Origin of the sequence: Sphingomonas sp. NPDC019816 (genome assembly GCF_050274375.1) — a bacterium.
Lineage (GTDB): Bacteria > Pseudomonadota > Alphaproteobacteria > Sphingomonadales > Sphingomonadaceae > Sphingomonas.
This window is the reverse complement of sequence record NZ_JBNNOB010000089.1, coordinates 1-15,705: the sequence shown is the minus strand read 5'-3', so window position 1 is coordinate 15,705 and position 15,705 is coordinate 1. Positions and strand designations below refer to the sequence as shown.

The window sequence follows — 15,705 nt, the reverse complement described above, 5'->3', positions numbered from 1 at the left end:
ACGCGCGCGGCAGGGAGAGAGGATCGTCAGTCGGCCATCTCGGGCGTGCGGCGACGGCGGCCATTGCCCTGCGCGGGCTCGCCGCCGAACGCGCCCTCGGCCGAGGATTCACCCAGGCCATCCGTACCGGCGAGGCCGTTCGGCTTGGCCGGCTCGTCCGCACCGGGCAGCGGCGGCAGGCTGTCGTCGGCCGGGGCGGTGTCGGTCGGCGCATCGCGGCGGCGGTTGGGACGCGACCAGACGATGTTGTACGAGCCGTCGTCCTGACGGAACGCCGAGATGTAGAGCGGCTTGTCGAGGCTGGGATCCTCGATCTTGCCGTTGAGGAACATTTCGCCGGTCGCATTGGACGCCAGCTCGAACAGTGAGCCGACCTGGACCCACTGGCGTGCCGCCGAGAGCGCGAGGATCTCGAACTTGGGCGCACGCGGATTGGCGGAATGGACGGTGCGAAGGGCGATGACGATCGCGACCGTGAGCGTCGAGATTTTGCCGGTGTAGGTGCCGCTGGCGTTCTGGGTGATGGTGCCGATGTTCATGGGAAGTCTCCTGAGAAAGTGCGCTCGAACCCCTTGTCCGAACACCTTCTCTCACCCGCTCCTCTCCTCGGCCGTTCGGCCGAGTAAGGCGCGCCAGCGCCGCTCCGACGCGCCACTTCGGCGCCGTCGGGTACTTCAGGGCCTCGCAATCACGCGATGCGTGTCAAGTCTGGGGAGCGCTTGCCGATGGCCGCCACAGGGCAATGACATCCTGCATCTCTTCGGCGAAACCGAGACCGTCGATATAGACGGCGCCGCGGTCGTTCTGGCCGAGAAAGCCGATCACGCTCGTGATGTCGTTTGCCACGTCGATGTCGAGGCCGAACATGTCGGCGATCTCGAAATGACCAAGCTCCGGGCCATTCCACCAGGCCATCAGAAAGTTCGCGACGCGGCGCGCCTGCCCGGTGTCGCCCATGGCGAGCGGGATAAGCCGTGTCAGCGCCGCACGGGCGGAATCATAATCTGTCGGTACGGACGTCATCGGTTTTCTCCGCGCGCAGAGGGTATCGAGGCGACACCCGGGCGCAAGCGTTTCTGCCTCGAACGGCCCGATCCTAATGAATCGAGCCGAACAGCCGCCGCTTGACCTCGGCCTGGTGCCGGCCATCCTTCTCGCCGATCGTCGCGGTCATGTCGGCGAGGAGCTGTTCGGCAAGCCTCGGCGGGATTTCCGCATAGGGCGTGATAACGGCGATCGCGGCCTCGGGCGTGGGAAGCTCGCCCGGTTCCGTGCCCCCCCAGATCAGCGCTTCCCCTTCATCGGGCTCATCATCGGTGCGAAAGCACACCTGAGCATAACAGGTCTGGAGCGGTCGGTCCCAGCCTACCGCCGCGCAGATGACGTCGGGATGGCCGGCCTTGGGCGGGAGAATGTGCCTGCTCATGCGTGTGTCCTCCGCATTCTGTGCGCGACGTGCCGCGCGGCGCCTTCGGCGCTGTTGATGGCCTGACCTGCTGCCGATGCCGCGCGGCGCGCGCCCGCCCTGCGCAGCAGGTTACGGGCTTCGCGCAGGCGTTCAACGGCAATCGCAATGGCTTGTCCGTCCTCGGACGTCGCGGGTGTGATGCGGCGCAAGATTACCTCCATTTTGGTTGGAAATTGGCGAGGCGACTGATCGGCTCAATCGTCGCAGGGGAGCATGATCGTCAGGACACGGACGGTCACCGCGGCGTCGGCAGGATCTTCCGAGCCCCATTCGAGCGAGGGATCGTAATAATCGATGCGAAAGCAGACGATGTGACCCTCGAGCTCGAACTGCCCGTAGTTGCGTTCCGGGCCGTCATCAGGCTTGAATTCGTAGCGCCGGACGGCCGCGAGTACCGCGGCCTGGGCGACGGCTTCGCTGACGATGCGGTCGCCGCCTGCCAATGTGGCGAGACAGGTCGCCGTCATCACGATCCGCGCGTTTCGATCGAGGCCGAGCCGCACGCGGTCATTGAGCTCGGCGATCCGGGATATGGTGCTGGTCATGCTGCCTCCATCAAGCCGGCGTTGAAACTCGCGATCCATTCTTCCATCGTCGGCCGCTCGGCGATCGGCACGATGCTGGCGGCGTCCTGGAAACGGATGAGATCGGTCGGCGCATCGCGACGGATCGCGTCGATCTCGGCCTCGGGGAGCAGCCGCTCGGCGCGGATGAAATCGGTGATCCTGCCGGGCCGGGTCCTGGTCGATCGGCGCCACAATCCCTCGACGGTGCGCAGGCGCGGTTCGGCGCGGGCCTCAATCAGGACAATCAAGCGAAGGCACCACGCCGGCAGGGCGCGTACTTCATCGGGCCGGATGGCGCCGCAGAAGAAGCAGCTCGACTTGGGCGGCACCGGGAGACCGGCGGCCTCGATCCGGGCGATGCAGCGATCGCGCGTCCAGTTCCATTCGCGCAGCGGATAGCGGCACTGGAACAGCGGATCGTCCAGCCCGGCAGCATGGGCATGACGCCGGGAATCGGAGGGCGACGTGTCGTAGCCGATCAGCCGCTCGACCTTCTGCCCATTCGCCCATGCGGCGCGAGCCGGTGCCCATTGCTTCAGGAAAGCGTCTTGCGGCGCCACCTTCCATTTGAGGCTGCAACTATGCCGTCCCAGGCTGATGCTCGGCAAAGTCGCATTGGTCAGGACATTGGCGAGGATCGAATAATAGGGCGGCCAGTGCTTGAAGCGTCTGGGCACGTAGCGGACGATCTCATAGGGAATCCCGCGCGCGTGCATCCACGCGGCGATCATCCGCTGATATTCGTAGGTCTCGGGCTTCTCCGCGCCCGGATCGGCGCTCAGCACCAGGTCTGGCGCCTCGCCGCGCGCCTCGAGTTCGATCAGCAGCGCCGTGGAATCGACACCGATCCCATAGGCCAGGACCACGGGCGGCGGGGCGGCGACCAGAATGGTATCGACCGCTCGTCTGTTGCTTGGGATGTGCATGGAGTTCTCGGCCTCGATCGCGGCCCATCGCCGCAACCCTCAAGATCCCCCTCCCCTCATTCTCGGCCGGCTGTGCGGTTCTCGGCCTCGATGCGAAGATCGAACTGAAAGGTGGGGTGCGCCAACGGCAGGGCCTTTGGATAGGGAAGTCGCGGCAGTGCGCGGCCGTGCCGGCGGGCTTCGCGGGTGAGCTCGAAGCAATAGGCGTAGAGACCCGGCTGCTGATGGCGCACGAGATGGCGTTCGCGTTGCAGCCGCCAAAGCCATGTCGCAGGCATCTCCCCGAACTCCGGCCTGGGCAGGCCAAGCGAAACGAGCTGATCGATGGCGCCGGCATGGCCTCGCTCGCCAAGGCGGATCTTCGAGAGCGTGCGCCCCGCGATCGTTGTGTCGCCGGCGCGCAGGACGGTTCGCGGCCTCGTAATGGCGCGGTGCGCCGCCGAGAGCGCGCAATAGACGCGGCCTATATGTCCGGCGCTTGGGTCGCTGTACGAAACCACGGCCTCGATTCCGGGCTTCTCGCGGCGCAGATGGCGAAAGGCCCGCGCGACGAAGAAGCTCTCCCCGTTCTGGGGCACGGCGTCTGTCAGGATCAGGCGGGCGAGCACGCAGCCGCGTAGCGGATCGGCAAAGCCGGTGTGCCGCGTGATTACGGCTCCGGTGGCCGGAACGGCGAAGACGGCGACGCCTTCCAGGACTGCCCCGGCGCCATAGAGCCCGACCGCGAGCTGCGCCGCAGGATAGGTCGGCAGATAATGATGGCGGGCAATGAAAGCGCGCGCGGCATCGTGTCCGATGATCTCGACGGAATAGGATTTGGGATCGATGACCGTGAGATCGCGGGCCCAGAGCGCCCGGCGCTCGCGCCAGCGCTGGCTGCGGCTCGTTTCCATGTTTTGGATCCTCGAATGTTAGCGGGCGGCAAATCTCGTCGCCCCGCCGAACAGGCGGAGCGCGCGTGCCATCTCGTCGCGCAACCGGGCCTTGCTGCCGACGATGAGCGTCGGCGCGAGGGGTTTCCCGCCGGGGTCGATGAAGCCGTGCGCGAGGGTGCCGTCCTGTTCGATCGAGACGAGATGCCCCTTGCCGGGCGCCGGCCCCTGATAGCGCGCCGTCAGCTCGCCTAGCTTCGCAGTCAGGCCCTTGGTCGCCTTGGACCAACGGATGTGGCCAGCGCCGACATTGCTCCCGGCCTCGCGGCCTCGATCCATCCAGAGTTTCGCGTGCGCCTTGACCTGCAGCGGCGTGTTGCGCGTGCGTTCGCGATTCCGACAGGTTGGCAATGCGGCCGAATGGGTATCGAGAACCCGCAGATATTCGCCGTGCAGCGCGACAAGGATATCCTCGATGTCGATGCCGGCGAGGAGCGCGCGAAGCCGGTCCTCCTGCTCGGGACTGGCAATGAGCTCGTCGGCCCGCTCCGCCGTCAGTTCCTCGGCCTCGGGCTGCGCGGTCACACCGGATATGAAGCCCTTGGTGGCGGTGAGAATGATGGCGTGACCGCCGCAGCGGCCGCCTGTCTTACGATAGCGCTCCAAAATATCGCCTCGGCCGAGCGCCGCCGCCGGATGATCGCCCAGGATGATAACCCGCCGCGACCATGGTGTCGGTCGGGGCCGGTCGCTGGGTTTCGGCCAGTCCGAGGGTAGCGATCGCACCGCACCCCGCGACTGCATCGAGATGGGCGCTCGTTCGGCAGCGCGATTGGCCCGGCGCGCCGCGTCGAAGAGATCATCAACGTCGCCGCCGCCGTCGGCGAACCCGCAGTCATAGGCCGGGCGTTCTGCGGCCTTGGACGGCGAACAATGGTTCCAACCTACATGGGCCGCGTACCAGCCATCGGCATAGCGGATCGCGAGATTCCAGTCATAACCATAACGATCGCGTCCACGCAGGATCGCCGCATCGCGCTCATCACCGCGTCCTGAGACGGCGCGCTCCTCGGTGAAGCTGAAATTGCGCGCCTGGCGCTCGGCCTCGCTATGCGCGGCAATCGCGTCGTTGACGGGCTTCATCGCCTGGACGCGCGCGCGGGTGCGCGCCATGCGATCTTCAGGTGAAGCCGTCGGCGCCAGGTCCGGAAAGTCGCGCCAGGCTTTCGCGATCGCTTCGGCATGTTCCGGTGCGCGGCCCCGGGCCAGCCAGGTGGCAGTCGAACAGGGGTCGAACTGCGGGATTTTTTCGACATGGATCATGTGGTCGGCCTCGGTCGAGATCAGGCGAAGAGGCGCATCGGCTGTTCGACCGGCGGCGTGAGACGAAGGTCGCGCCGCAGACGGTCGGCGAAACGGTCGGGCGCCATGAGATCATTGACCGATGCCCAGTGATTGCGCGCGCCGCAGTGATCATCGCGGCCACGAACCCGGCGATAGAGGACTTCCCGGCCCGGGCCCGAACAGCCAAGCGAGAGCTGCACCCATGCTTCCTCGCCATGGAGCGTGATTTCGCCGGAAACCGCAGGGCCGCCCTTGCTGGAGCGGATGTCATAGGTTCCGTCGCATAGGCCCAGCGCGTCGGCGAGGCGCCGCATTGCGGTGCGGCCCTCCGAATGGAAGAGCCGCTTGGCGGCCTCGTCATGGCTCACGCCCCGATAGGCGAGGTTGCGCAGGACCGGCGTTCGGCGGATTTCGGCGATCTGGTCCATGCAGGTGCGCCGAAGCTCGAGATTGGACGGACGATCTTCGCACACTGCGCTGAGGTGGCGAACGAGCAGGATCACGGCGGGATCGGTTTCGGCGTCTTTGCCGGCGTTGCGGCAATCCTTGATCGCGGCTCCGATCGCGTGGAGGGTGGTGCCGACGGTGATCAGCGCGCTGGGGTCGAGCGCCTGCTGGTGGCGCATGGCGACGTCGTAAGTCATGGGATGGCCCTCCGGTCTTGAGCGAAAATCCGCTCAAACGGCCCTCTCCCCCTCCCCTTTCTCCCGTGGCCGGCCTCGGGCTCGACCGAAGATTCAAGCAGCGATCGGTAGCGGGATCGGCACGGCCTGCCCGGTGGCGATATTGATGAACGCGCCCGCGTGGCCGATCGATCCGCGGCCAACGAGATCGAAGAGAAGGGCCAGCGCGTGGCTCGCCACCACCCGGTTCACGAAAAGCGACTGGCGCTCGAGGGCTTCGGCCATCGAGCACGACGGCGCGTCGTCGTCAGGCAGGCTCTCGTTCGCGACCTCGGGGAAATATTCGAGGACTGTCGGGAGGATCTGGTGCCCGGCCTCGGGCTCAGCGTTCGGGCAACCGATGATATATTGCCCGTCGCCAGCGCGGTTGCCGAGATCCAGCCAATAGGCCGGCGCATTCCTGGCCGAGGCGATGGCCGCACCGACGCTCCGGCGCGCCGATGCGGTATCGACACAAGTGATGACGATGTCGGTGCCGTCGAGCTTCGCGGCCTCGGGTGCCCGGCCATGCACCGCCGTCCAGGCCAGACCGTGGGCGAGATTGATCCGCTCGGTTAACGTCCGGGCCTTCGAGTTGCCGATGTCGCACCTGAAGAAGGGCTGCCGGCCAAGATTGGCCTCGCTGACGATATCGTCGTCGACGACGGTTACATCGAGCGAACGCGACGAAATCGCCCGCAGCGCCGTATCCAGCGAGGCGAGCCCCATCAGCATCTGCGCGCCGTTGCCGCCGCATCCCACAAGCACGATTTTGATCGCGCGGTTGCCGAGCGCCGCAGGCAGATAGTGGCGAAGGGGCGTCTCAGAGGTCATGATCGTCTCCTGAAAAAAGGGCTTCGCGGCAGCGGGAGGAACATCCCTCCGGCGCACAGTCGCGAGGCAAATGCGGGGCCGTCCGTATGACCCAGACGTCCGACAACCAGGGCGATCTTGGTCGCGTGCGCGTCGTCCGCGTCGTCGGTTGCGCTGAAGAAGGCCGCGCCGTGCCCATGGCTGTGAATGTCGCAGATGAGGTGATGGTGCGGCGGCAGCGCAGGCGGACGATAAGTGAGGTGTGACGGCGTCGCGCGGTCGATCTGGGGGAAGTCGACCCAGAATCGCCGATTAGCCTCATCCCAGAGGATGAAGGCGGCGGCCTCGTTGGGCAGCGCGGCGCGAAAGTGCTCGAGGACTTGCCGCAGCAGCTCCGCCGGTATCAAGCCGCAACGCAGGTCCGCGCGGCGAACTCCAATGCTCCCGTAGGGCAGGTAGGCCGGGATCGGCGGTGTCACGGGCAGATCCAGAGCCAGCCAGGCCCGGCGCAAGATCAGGCAGACACCATCGCGGCCGATTGCGAGGCAGCTGCCTGCTCGGGCTTCGCGAACGGCCTCGATCGCGGGTGATCGCCCATCCGGCGGCACGGGATAGCAAGGCGCCTCCGCCAGTACCGCGGCGGCGGTCGGGTCTTCGGCGAGGGCAGTCATCGGCCGGACCTTCCGTAGATGAGGTCGCCGAGCGTCACTGGGTCGGCCTTGGCGGCGCCTCGCGGGGCGGTCTGGCGACGATCTCCGAGGAACGGCCTCAAGCGTTTGACCGGGAAGCGGGTCGCGCGGGTCGCTGCGAGGGTGTCCCAGAGACGCACGAGACCGCCCTTCCCCGTGATCGTCAGCTCCTGACCCGGATTCGGATGGGTCGACCAGGAGTCGAAAAGCGCGCGCTCGAACTCGGGAATGGCGGACACATCCAGCGATGTCGGCTTCGGAATGTTACCCCAGCAGAGGGAACCGTTGAGGAAGACGTTGAGGATCGGCGAATGAAGCAAGGCGGTTTCGGCCGCGGGCCGCTCGTTCCGCTCAAGCGCAAAGACTCCAAGCCGGCGCCGTGTGGCGACAAGGACGTGTGCCGGATAGGCAACCGGGACGATCGCGCGGCCGCCAAGCGCACGCAGTCCAGCCAGTTTCGCCGAGAGGTCGAAATAGGCCGTCCTCACCTGTGCGGGCACCCACCAGACCAGCAGGTCGGGATGGGCGACAAGCACCGTTTCGGGGAGAATTTGCGGCGGGGCGACGCGGCCGAGCGCCTGCGACCAATGCCGCAGATGCGCCCGGGTCAAAGGCGTTCCAGCGGCGATGGTCGGCGCGCCGATAGCGTCGTGCTCGATCTGATGGATGCTGGCGAATGCCTCGGCATCTTCGCCAGGGGTAAGATGCGAGCCGAGGCCGCGAGCCCCGTCGCTTCTGTAGAGCAGGATGGCGTTGGTCAGCATCATGCCGCCTGCGGTTCGCTCGAACTGCACGCAATGGTCAGTCATGTCGGCCTCGTTATTCGGGAGGATAGAGTTCGATGAGATGTTTGGCGGCCCGCAGCAGCCGCGCGCCGGCGGCGAGTGACGCATGCCAGACATCGATCGCGGTGGAGTGCGTCATTGGGCAAAGGCCCGTCACGTCCATGAAACCATATTCCATGCCGTGACGCCCGACGTCGTCGACCTCGACCGCGAACTGTTCGACGGGAACGAGTGTCAGCGGCGGAAGCGGCGAACATTCCTCGATACCGGGGACATATTCGTAGAGAACATCCATCTCGAGGCGCCAGGCGTGATGTTCGTCAGGCAAATTGGTGAGCGCCGCGTGGGCATCCCGCAATTCGCGCAGAGCCCGACGAAGGGCAGTCGGTAACTTCGACGTGGGCGCTGCCCTCGCGGCGAGCATCCATTCTGGCCGCCTGGCGTTCATTTCGGACGGCATGGTCTGGGCCGCGATCTCGCTGTCGTCAGCCCCATGGAGCGCAACGAGGGCCTCGCGCGCAGCGGCGTCCTCGGTCTCGCCGTCCCAATAGTACATCGAGATGTTGTCGAAGAGGTCATCGTAGCAGAAGATCGGGAGAGCACTTCCGAGCGTGCGCTCGAGCACCCGATACGCAGCCGCGCGCCACGGGATCGGCCGCTTGCTGTCCTCGATCCATCCGAGATCGAGCTGCCCGACACTGTCGCAGACGATCGCGACCGCCGGCGCCCCGCAGGATTCGCCGTTGAGCACGACGACGCGCAGGTCCGCGATCGTGCAGCTCCGCAAGCTTTCGAGGACCTCGGTCTGGAAGACCCGTTCGATATGTCGGCGCGCCTCAGGGCGCGTGCGGTGCACTGTCTCCTGCTCTTTCGAGGCGACCCAACTGCCGACGAGCTTATGGTGGGCCGCCAAAGGTCGATCGAACATCACCGGAATATCAGGGGAGATATGGACGGTCCGTCCTGCCAGATCAGCCGAGCGGAGGAAGGGAGAGTCCTGTGGGTGGCGGGATAGGATCGGCAGGACCATCCTCGCGCGTGCCCGCGTCGAGGATGATCTTCGCATGGAGGGCCTGGGCTTGTTTGCTGCAGGCAGGCCGGGAGAGTTCGGAAGTGTTGCCATGGTCGTTCTCGATCCAATGGAGCAGCGTGCAGCGCGGTGCGGCGGGGATGGCCGCCATTTGAACGCGCGCCATGTCAGCCCTTGGTGCCGACAGCTCGGCGATATTCGGTGACGTGGACACCGCCAGTAACCCCGGCATCGACCAGGTCGGCATTGAGGATCGCCGGGTAGAGGGTGGCGTGGTAGGCGCGCAGCCCCTGCGGGTCATTGGCAAGGTGCGGCGGCTGCGGGAGGTCGATACCGTCATAGCGGTAGACGCGGGCAAGATGGTCGATCTGCATCGGAATGTCCTTGTTGGAATTGCAAAGGGTGTCGGTTGCTTCCGATCACCAGAGGCTGGCGGGCTCCTCCGATTTTGCATCGGCCGGCAGGGCGCCCGCCGCTGGCGCGGCCGGCGTGCTCGCTGCGACTACCGGCTTGGCGGGTGCCGATGCCGCCTTTGCCTTCGCCGCCTCCGCAGACGCCGCGCGCGCGGCCTCGGCCGCGTCCCGCTGGGTCGCGATCTGATCGGCAAGCGCCATGCGTGTGGCAATCAGCCCACCGAGCGCCCCCTCGGCGCCCTTCGCAAGCTCTGCATCGATCTCGGCGGCCGTCGCTGTGATCGAGATCGGACGCAGCTCGCCGGCCTCGGCCTTGTGCGTTTTGCCTTCGGCGACGCGGGGAATGATGATGAGGGTAACGACACCGTCATCGCCGGCGACAAGATCGAAGGCGAGCGAATAGTTGCCCAGCATGGGCAGAAGATTGGTGATCAGCATTGTGGGATTCCTTGATTGGAAAGTTGGGCGAGGTCAGGCGGCCAGTTCGGTGACAACCTCGTCGGCCTTGGCGGGCGGAAGCGAATTGGGCGGCGCATAGCGGCCATCGAGGGCCATCGCGCTTGGCACCCGGCCAGCCCAATCGAACCCGACAGCATTCAACATGCCGGAGATCAGGTCGCCCTTCTTGGCGCCGAGCAACTTTGCGAATGCCTTCTCGCCCATGTGCGCGACCAGGCCGCTCTCGGCGGCAATGAACTTGAGCTCGTCCTTCGTGTATCGTTCGAGAAAAGCGCGATCGACCTGCCAGACTGTCCGGATGTCGATGCCGAAGGCGCCGGCGAGATCGGCGACGTGCGCGAACGACTGGACGTCCCGGGCATATGCTGCCCCGATCGCAGCCAGCACCGTGGTGGCCTGAACTTCCGATAGCTCGCGGATCTCTGCGATCTTTTCCTTGAAACCGCGATCGGGGAACGCGGCGTCGACCAGCAGTGCAGCGCGCGAGGTCAAAGTGCCTGACTTGATGTGCGAAAGCGTGCCGGTCAGCGCTGCCACGAGGATCGCCGCCTGGGCGTTCAAAGGATCGTCGGCCAGCCCGCGGGCGAGCGCCGTGCGCCATGTCGCCTCCCGCAGGTCGGTCGTGCGGCCTGCGATGGACTTTGCGGTAACACTGGGCCCGGTGCTGGTGGAAACCTTGCGCACGACGGTTCCGCGACCGACCAGAGGTGCTGAAGGCGCTGCGTCATCGGTCAGACCGCCGATCTCACCGCCGTCCTCGTTTTCGTCGCCATCGTCGGCGAGAGCGTCATCATCGCCGTCATCGTGTTCGATCGCTGCGGCGGCGTCCTCGGCCTCGGCGGCCGCCTCCGCATCACGGCGTGCAGCTTCGACCGCCTCGGTCTTTAGCTGGAAGCAGGTAGCGTTGGTGCAGTGGCCATCGTCGACATGGGTGTCGAACAGGGCGCGCTGCGTCCCTGAATTGAACGGACAGGTGGTGCATTCCGTTTTGTCGAACAGGGCATCGGCGAGGCGCTGCGTGACCTTCATGAGAAGATCGCGGGTCTTTGCGATGTCAAGGCCGGCCGCGATGATCGTCTCGAGCGCCTTGTCCTGCTTGTCGGCGGGAACGGCGGCGAGCAATTCGGCGTGTCCGACCTTGATCCGGCGCTCGTCGAGCGCGGTTTTGACGGTCTCGGAAAGGTCGGCGAGCGCGAGCCGGCGGTCCAGCTTTGCGCGGGACCAGCCAAGCCGCCGTGCAGCTTCAGCCCGGTCGCCTTGGCACGCCGCGAGATAGCGAACGGCCGCGTCCGCCTGCTCGGTCTCGGAAGGATCATCGCGATCGTCGTTTTCGGCAATCGCCGCGTCGAGCGCCTCCTGGTCGGTCATCTCCCGGATCAGGACCGGCACCTCGGCGTTTTCGCCGAAGGCTTCCATTGCGGCCCGGTAGCGGCGACCGCCCGCGACGATCGTGAAATGCTCCGGCAGGTCGGCAGCGGGCCGAACCAGCATCGGCTGCAGCATGCCTCGCAAACGCAGGGAGGCGACGAGTTCGTCATGCTTCTTCCGGTCGAAATAGCGGCGCGGATTATAGCCCACGGCAATCCGGGCGAGCGGGACCATGGCGGTCCCGACAGGGTGCGATGCGGTCAAGGCGGTTCTCCTAGTGAGAATGGCGGTGCACGCGCTTGCTCGCGACGCGCACCCTTTCGGTGAGCCTGATGCTCACCCTTCCACTCCCCCTCCCCTTTCACCGCTCCGCCGTCTGGTCATGGAAGATGTCGGCCGCCCATTGCTCGAGCCACGGCTCGAACATCTCATCATGATCAAGATCGCCGGACTCGATGAGATCGCGGATTTGGGTACGGGCCTGCGCGATTGCGGCCTCCCAGGGATCGATCGGCGGAGGATCTGCGTCAGCAGGCCGTTGCTGCGGAAGGCGGCGCGGCCGCTCGGTTAGTCGGTGGTACTGACCGGCGAGCCATTGCTCCATGTAATCGGCCACGACGCGATCGGTCTTGGAGATCCCCGCCTTCAGGGCTGCCCGACGCGCACCGACGCCATAGGCCTGGCTGTCGATCGACGCGACCCGGTGTGCGAAAGGCAGAAGGAAGGGCAGTGCCGTGCCCTTGACGCCGAATGCGTGGAGCAGAACACCGGCCGGAAGAATCTGATCGAGATGGTCGATGACCGCGATCAGGCCTTCCGGTCCGTGAATATCGCGCCGGCACATGCTTCCGACACCGATCAATGCGCCGGGGCGGAGCGAACCCCAGAGCGCATCGACACAGCGCTCATAGTCGGATGGTCGCCGGCCCTGGATCACAGGCATCAGTCTGTCGGCTATTCCGGCATCCTCGCCCAGGATGCGGCAGTCGCGATTGGCGCGGATGGTGCGCGACAGGCGGTCGAAGACTTCGTCGCGATCTCGCGCGATCTCAGCCTCGACGCAGTAATCGGCACTTGCCCACCATTGGAATGGATAGGCCGCCGCGAGCGATACATAGTCCGACAGGGACCACGGGAAGCCACCATAGCGCGCAGTCGCGACGAAGCCTGCGGAGTCCAGGCAGAGGCCGGACAAACCCCGTGCATTCTGGAGTTGCCCCAGGCGCCATCCGGTCCATTCCCGCCAGCCGCGCTTTTCGGACCAACGTGAAAGCGCGTTCGCCGAGATGAGCGCGGTCCGGCCAAGCGCGCGTGCCCGCTGAAGGATCGGCCCATCGTTCAGGTGCGGAAGGCCGACGATGACGTTGATGGGCATGATGCGCGCTCCGCTCGCAACGGAAGCACGCGGACAATTGACGGTCGCGCATGTTCACGTTACGTTCTAATGAGTAGGAGATTTGCCATGACGACGCCCAGCATCCGACACCTGTTCGATCTCGACATAACGCTGCGGGATGCGGCGCTGGATATGGAGAACCGGCCGACCCGTCGGATGATCGCCAATGCGGCGATCGGCATTCATGTCGAGGACGCCTACTATTCGGTGCGGGAGCTGCGCGAGGCGGTAAGCTGGGTGCATGAAGGGGTTTCGGCGGGCAAGCTGAAGCTGGCGGAGATCCTGGGCAATGATGGTGCCGACGATTTTCAGCGCTGCATCTATTTCTGCCTCGCCGGCCGCGGCGTGGTGTCGATGCTCGACGATCTTGAATGGCTGGAGGATCTGCTGGAGCGGCGCGGGCGCATCGCAGGCGAACAGAAGCGCCTGAAGGAGACGGTGATGCCGCTCGTGAACCCCTATGTGGCCGACGCGCCCGATGGGCCGTTGGTCAGGATGGACGGAAATTTCGAGCAGGGACCATCTTGGTGGCCGACCCGACTTTGTCGGCCTGACCATCAGCGCTCGCAGCTCAGGCGGTTCCCGTGCCGCCAGCGCGACGGTTCGATCCAGTCTCCGGCAAAGGCCCCTGCCCTTTGCCTCCTGGCCGAAGCGAAGGCCGCATTATATGCGCGCAGGCGAGCGGGATCGTCTCTGAGATAACTCGCCTGCGGGGTCGCGAGACCCGCGCGGATAAGACGCTCTCCCAAATCCGCGCCGTCGACTGTAACGACCGCAACGGGGCGGCCATAAGAAGACGAAGACACGAGCCGGATCGTCGCGGCCTTGGAACGCAGGGCGTTCGCGGCGAAATCCTGTGCGGCCTTCCCACACTGCCAACATCCCGAGGCGCGCCGACAGAGCTGCCCGCGCTCGAATGCGTCGACCCCAAGCAACCGGAAATCGACGGCCACGGTATCGCCATCGAGCGCCCGCGCCTTCGCGTCGAAACTCTGAGACCATGAGGGCGATGCGAGAGCGGCTCCGCCCGCGAGGATGATGGCCGCCGCGATCCGGATCAAAATGTCATCTCCACCTCGACATGATCATCGGCCGCCGGCGTCGTGCAGACCCGGAATGGTTGCAGCGGATCGCCAGTGCGGACGATCGACAGCCTACCCGGCCGCTCGTCGAATAGGCGACCTGCGACGCGATTGGCGTTCTCGCGGCTGCAAAGCTGCAGACGCTTGGGCGACAATTCAAGACACGCGGCAAACATGATGGCTTCTCCCTGCTGCGGGAATGATACTGGCTGACGCACTCATGCAAAGATCGTCTTGTGAACCTTAGTGACCGGCAGGATCGTCCAGTCGCGCTCCATGAACCGGCTGATCGCATAGCCGCAGCGAGTCGCGGGATCGCGGAAACTCAGGCGGCGGCCGCGCTTCACGACGATAAATTCGTCACCCACATGACCATCGGAGAAGGTCAGCGCCTGGGCCAGTTTGATCCGGTCGCCGTCCTCGATCTTGCGCGATCGGCGGGCCAGGTTGGCACGGCACCGCGCGCGCCAGTCGAGGGCGTGCTCCCGGTCGGTCGGGGTCAGAAGGTCGAGAATGTGGCGGGGACAGCTATCCTCATAGGGGCCGACAGATTCGTCCATATCCTTGTAGCCGAAATGCTCGCCGGACTTGCTTTTGGGATTCCACATCACCTTGCAGACGATCGCGAAAACCTCCTTGCCGACGCCGTCGATCATCACCTGAGCCGCAGCATAATAGGTGCGATTCTGGGGGCAGGATGAGGCGAGCACCTTCAGTCCCTTGATCGTCCCGTCCGCCTCGCGGCTATAGGTGAATTGCGCGTCCAGATAATCCTTGGCGGTCTTGTGTCCGCCCATGTGGAAACGGGACATGGTGAGCCAGCCCATCGGTATCTCCTGTGATGTCGGGGAAAATTCGGATTAGCGGCGGTCAGGCCGCCTCGAGGATCTGCCTGACCCCCTCGGCCGATGACGCCGTGTCGTCGCTGTCGCCAAACGCCAGAAGGTAGTTGAAGGCCTGCTCAGCTTTCGAGGCGGCGTGAATGATTGCGGTCTTGTCCGCGCGCAAAATGCCGAGCCAGTGGGCGACGTAGCTCGCATGATTGTCGTGCAGTTCGTTCGGCAGATCCAAATGCGCGCAAATCAGGCCGCTTCCGATCTCAGCCACAAGCTCCTCGAAACTATAAGCTTTGTCGCCGAACCGCTTGCCGAAGGTCCGGGCAAGGCGCGAGCTGCCGCCTGACCAATGAACGGTCTCGTGTGCCCTCACCGAGGCGTAATGATCCATCGTTGTGAATGACCGCCGGTGCGGCATCTGGATGAAATCAAATGTCGGGTGGAAGAAGGCGCGATCGCCGCCATGTCGAACATCTGCCGGCACATGATCGAAGAACTCGTCGATGGCAGCTTGCCGCGCAGATGGATCGATCGGCGCAGGGGTCGCGTCGTCCGGATAGAAATAGGCGGGCAGCCCATCGATCTGATCGGCGTTGAACACGAGATAATGGCGAAGGAAACGAATGCTGCGTTCGCTCTCGGCACCGGTCACCCGGTCCGACTCGGTCTTTTTGAAGCTCGAATAATAGACCGAGAGCGAGCCGTGCTCCCCCCGGCGAACATGGCCGCCGAGCGCTTCGGCCTGGCGATACGTCATCCAGTAGCGCGAGCGATAGCCGTTCGCGTCTGCGATCGCCCAAAGATAGACCGTGTTGATCCCGGTATAGGGCGTGCCGCAGTGTCGGAGCGGACGGCCACCGGCGCCGGCAACCCGCCAGGGCCGAGTCCAGGGCGGGACGCCTTCTTCCAGCTTTCTGATGATGAGGTTGGTGATTTCGGCCGCGACGAAAAAAAAAAAAAAAAAAAAAAAAAAAAAAAAAAAAAAAAAAAAAAAAA

General features: G+C 65.1%; 21 protein-coding genes and 1 pseudogene. 1 reads left to right on the top strand and 21 read right to left on the bottom strand.

Annotation, left to right across the window (positions count from 1 at the left end; translation table 11 throughout):
- Window positions 1–26: 26 nt before the first annotated feature.
- The 17 genes from ACQKJZ_RS13045 to ACQKJZ_RS12965 all read right to left on the bottom strand — a co-directional run bounded on the left by ACQKJZ_RS13045 (window position 27) and on the right by ACQKJZ_RS12965 (window position 12,770).
- On the bottom strand, window positions 27–539 hold the full coding sequence (locus tag ACQKJZ_RS13045; protein ID WP_062787872.1) for a DUF736 domain-containing protein: 513 nt from the start codon (window positions 537–539) through the stop codon (window positions 27–29).
- Between the two features lie 163 nt (window positions 540–702).
- Entirely contained in the window at window positions 703–1,023 is a 321-nt protein-coding gene (locus ACQKJZ_RS13040) for a DUF7673 family protein (protein ID WP_030090587.1), read from the bottom strand.
- Window positions 1,024–1,096: 73 nt separating this feature from the next.
- Complete coding sequence (locus tag ACQKJZ_RS13035) at window positions 1,097–1,426, bottom strand: hypothetical protein (protein WP_427731451.1); 330 nt, start codon at window positions 1,424–1,426, stop codon at window positions 1,097–1,099.
- A complete protein-coding gene (locus ACQKJZ_RS13030) occupies window positions 1,423–1,617 on the bottom strand; it encodes a hypothetical protein (RefSeq protein WP_083216155.1) in 195 nt (64 codons plus the stop codon). The genes ACQKJZ_RS13035 and ACQKJZ_RS13030 overlap by 4 nt, the downstream gene beginning before the upstream one ends.
- Before the next feature lie 45 nt (window positions 1,618–1,662).
- The gene (locus tag ACQKJZ_RS13025) at window positions 1,663–2,013 is read right to left on the bottom strand and encodes a DUF3768 domain-containing protein (protein WP_030090586.1); all 351 of its coding nucleotides are present in this window, start codon (window positions 2,011–2,013) and stop codon (window positions 1,663–1,665) included.
- Window positions 2,010–2,960 (bottom strand): hypothetical protein, encoded by a 951-nt coding sequence (locus tag ACQKJZ_RS13020; RefSeq protein ID WP_062787876.1) that lies wholly within the window; start codon window positions 2,958–2,960, stop codon window positions 2,010–2,012. Before ACQKJZ_RS13020 ends, ACQKJZ_RS13025 begins: the two co-directional genes overlap by 4 nt.
- 56 nt (window positions 2,961–3,016) lie before the next feature.
- On the bottom strand, window positions 3,017–3,853 hold the full coding sequence (locus tag ACQKJZ_RS13015; RefSeq protein ID WP_030090573.1) for a hypothetical protein: 837 nt from the start codon (window positions 3,851–3,853) through the stop codon (window positions 3,017–3,019).
- Window positions 3,854–3,871: 18 nt separating this feature from the next.
- Window positions 3,872–5,155, bottom strand: coding sequence for a hypothetical protein (locus tag ACQKJZ_RS13010; RefSeq protein WP_030090572.1), 1,284 nt, complete (start codon window positions 5,153–5,155; stop codon window positions 3,872–3,874).
- A 20-nt stretch (window positions 5,156–5,175) separates the two neighbouring features.
- Entirely contained in the window at window positions 5,176–5,820 is a 645-nt protein-coding gene (locus tag ACQKJZ_RS13005) for a hypothetical protein (RefSeq protein ID WP_030090571.1), read from the bottom strand.
- 93 nt (window positions 5,821–5,913) lie between these two features.
- Window positions 5,914–6,672: a PRTRC system ThiF family protein gene (locus ACQKJZ_RS13000; RefSeq protein ID WP_030090570.1), complete on the bottom strand. Its 759-nt coding sequence runs from the start codon at window positions 6,670–6,672 to the stop codon at window positions 5,914–5,916.
- Complete coding sequence (locus ACQKJZ_RS12995) at window positions 6,669–7,322, bottom strand: PRTRC system protein A (RefSeq protein WP_030090569.1); 654 nt, start codon at window positions 7,320–7,322, stop codon at window positions 6,669–6,671. The genes ACQKJZ_RS13000 and ACQKJZ_RS12995 overlap by 4 nt, the downstream gene beginning before the upstream one ends.
- Window positions 7,319–8,149, bottom strand: coding sequence for a PRTRC system protein B (locus tag ACQKJZ_RS12990; RefSeq protein WP_030090568.1), 831 nt, complete (start codon window positions 8,147–8,149; stop codon window positions 7,319–7,321). The genes ACQKJZ_RS12995 and ACQKJZ_RS12990 overlap by 4 nt, the downstream gene beginning before the upstream one ends.
- Window positions 8,150–8,159: 10 nt before the next feature.
- Complete coding sequence (locus tag ACQKJZ_RS12985) at window positions 8,160–9,155, bottom strand: hypothetical protein (protein WP_228227686.1); 996 nt, start codon at window positions 9,153–9,155, stop codon at window positions 8,160–8,162.
- A 167-nt stretch (window positions 9,156–9,322) separates the two neighbouring features.
- A complete protein-coding gene (locus tag ACQKJZ_RS12980) occupies window positions 9,323–9,529 on the bottom strand; it encodes a PRTRC system protein C (protein WP_030090566.1) in 207 nt (68 codons plus the stop codon).
- Window positions 9,530–9,574: 45 nt separating this feature from the next.
- Window positions 9,575–10,006 carry a PRTRC system protein E gene (locus tag ACQKJZ_RS12975; RefSeq protein ID WP_062787879.1) on the bottom strand — a complete coding sequence of 144 codons (432 nt, stop codon included), beginning with the start codon at window positions 10,004–10,006 and terminating at the stop codon, window positions 9,575–9,577.
- Window positions 10,007–10,039: 33 nt separating this feature from the next.
- Window positions 10,040–11,659: a PRTRC system ParB family protein gene (locus tag ACQKJZ_RS12970; protein ID WP_371421310.1), complete on the bottom strand. Its 1,620-nt coding sequence runs from the start codon at window positions 11,657–11,659 to the stop codon at window positions 10,040–10,042.
- Window positions 11,660–11,756: 97 nt separating this feature from the next.
- On the bottom strand, window positions 11,757–12,770 hold the full coding sequence (locus ACQKJZ_RS12965) for a DUF7221 family queuine tRNA-ribosyltransferase-like protein (protein ID WP_288806364.1): 1,014 nt from the start codon (window positions 12,768–12,770) through the stop codon (window positions 11,757–11,759).
- Window positions 12,771–12,857: 87 nt separating this feature from the next.
- Between ACQKJZ_RS12965 and ACQKJZ_RS12960 the strand changes: the two are divergent.
- A pseudogene (locus tag ACQKJZ_RS12960) lies at window positions 12,858–13,345 on the top strand (hypothetical protein).
- A gap of 3 nt (window positions 13,346–13,348) precedes the next feature.
- Here ACQKJZ_RS12960 and ACQKJZ_RS12955 read toward each other — a convergent pair.
- Genes ACQKJZ_RS12955 through ACQKJZ_RS12940 form a run of 4 tightly spaced genes read right to left on the bottom strand, consistent with a single transcriptional unit; the run spans window position 13,349 to window position 15,643 of the window.
- Window positions 13,349–13,831 carry a thermonuclease family protein gene (locus tag ACQKJZ_RS12955; protein ID WP_394854294.1) on the bottom strand — a complete coding sequence of 161 codons (483 nt, stop codon included), beginning with the start codon at window positions 13,829–13,831 and terminating at the stop codon, window positions 13,349–13,351.
- A gap of 17 nt (window positions 13,832–13,848) precedes the next feature.
- Window positions 13,849–14,091 carry a hypothetical protein gene (locus ACQKJZ_RS12950; protein WP_312844751.1) on the bottom strand — a complete coding sequence of 81 codons (243 nt, stop codon included), beginning with the start codon at window positions 14,089–14,091 and terminating at the stop codon, window positions 13,849–13,851.
- Window positions 14,092–14,700, bottom strand: a complete 609-nt coding sequence (locus ACQKJZ_RS12945; RefSeq protein ID WP_062787886.1) for a DUF6927 domain-containing protein — start codon at window positions 14,698–14,700, stop codon at window positions 14,092–14,094. It lies immediately after the preceding gene.
- A 43-nt stretch (window positions 14,701–14,743) separates the two neighbouring features.
- A complete protein-coding gene (locus tag ACQKJZ_RS12940) occupies window positions 14,744–15,643 on the bottom strand; it encodes an ArdC family protein (RefSeq protein ID WP_427731452.1) in 900 nt (299 codons plus the stop codon).
- Window positions 15,644–15,705: the final 62 nt, after the last annotated feature.

Excerpts from the sequence above, each read along its gene's own strand:
- ACQKJZ_RS13045 (WP_062787872.1), bottom strand. The coding sequence starts at position 539 with ATGAACATCGGCACCATCACCCAGAACGCCAGCGGCACCTACACCGGC.
- ACQKJZ_RS13040 (WP_030090587.1), bottom strand. The coding sequence starts at position 1,023 with ATGACGTCCGTACCGACAGATTATGATTCCGCCCGTGCGGCGCTGACA.
- ACQKJZ_RS13035 (WP_427731451.1), bottom strand. The coding sequence starts at position 1,426 with ATGAGCAGGCACATTCTCCCGCCCAAGGCCGGCCATCCCGACGTCATC.
- ACQKJZ_RS13025 (WP_030090586.1), bottom strand. The coding sequence starts at position 2,013 with ATGACCAGCACCATATCCCGGATCGCCGAGCTCAATGACCGCGTGCGG.
- ACQKJZ_RS13020 (WP_062787876.1), bottom strand. The coding sequence starts at position 2,960 with ATGCACATCCCAAGCAACAGACGAGCGGTCGATACCATTCTGGTCGCC.
- ACQKJZ_RS13015 (WP_030090573.1), bottom strand. The coding sequence starts at position 3,853 with ATGGAAACGAGCCGCAGCCAGCGCTGGCGCGAGCGCCGGGCGCTCTGG.
- ACQKJZ_RS13010 (WP_030090572.1), bottom strand. The coding sequence starts at position 5,155 with ATGATCCATGTCGAAAAAATCCCGCAGTTCGACCCCTGTTCGACTGCC.
- ACQKJZ_RS13005 (WP_030090571.1), bottom strand. The coding sequence starts at position 5,820 with ATGACTTACGACGTCGCCATGCGCCACCAGCAGGCGCTCGACCCCAGC.
- ACQKJZ_RS13000 (WP_030090570.1), bottom strand. The coding sequence starts at position 6,672 with ATGACCTCTGAGACGCCCCTTCGCCACTATCTGCCTGCGGCGCTCGGC.
- ACQKJZ_RS12995 (WP_030090569.1), bottom strand. The coding sequence starts at position 7,322 with ATGACTGCCCTCGCCGAAGACCCGACCGCCGCCGCGGTACTGGCGGAG.
- ACQKJZ_RS12990 (WP_030090568.1), bottom strand. The coding sequence starts at position 8,149 with ATGACTGACCATTGCGTGCAGTTCGAGCGAACCGCAGGCGGCATGATG.
- ACQKJZ_RS12985 (WP_228227686.1), bottom strand. The coding sequence starts at position 9,155 with ATGGTCCTGCCGATCCTATCCCGCCACCCACAGGACTCTCCCTTCCTC.
- ACQKJZ_RS12980 (WP_030090566.1), bottom strand. The coding sequence starts at position 9,529 with ATGCAGATCGACCATCTTGCCCGCGTCTACCGCTATGACGGTATCGAC.
- ACQKJZ_RS12975 (WP_062787879.1), bottom strand. The coding sequence starts at position 10,006 with ATGCTGATCACCAATCTTCTGCCCATGCTGGGCAACTATTCGCTCGCC.
- ACQKJZ_RS12965 (WP_288806364.1), bottom strand. The coding sequence starts at position 12,770 with ATGCCCATCAACGTCATCGTCGGCCTTCCGCACCTGAACGATGGGCCG.
- ACQKJZ_RS12945 (WP_062787886.1), bottom strand. The coding sequence starts at position 14,700 with ATGGGCTGGCTCACCATGTCCCGTTTCCACATGGGCGGACACAAGACC.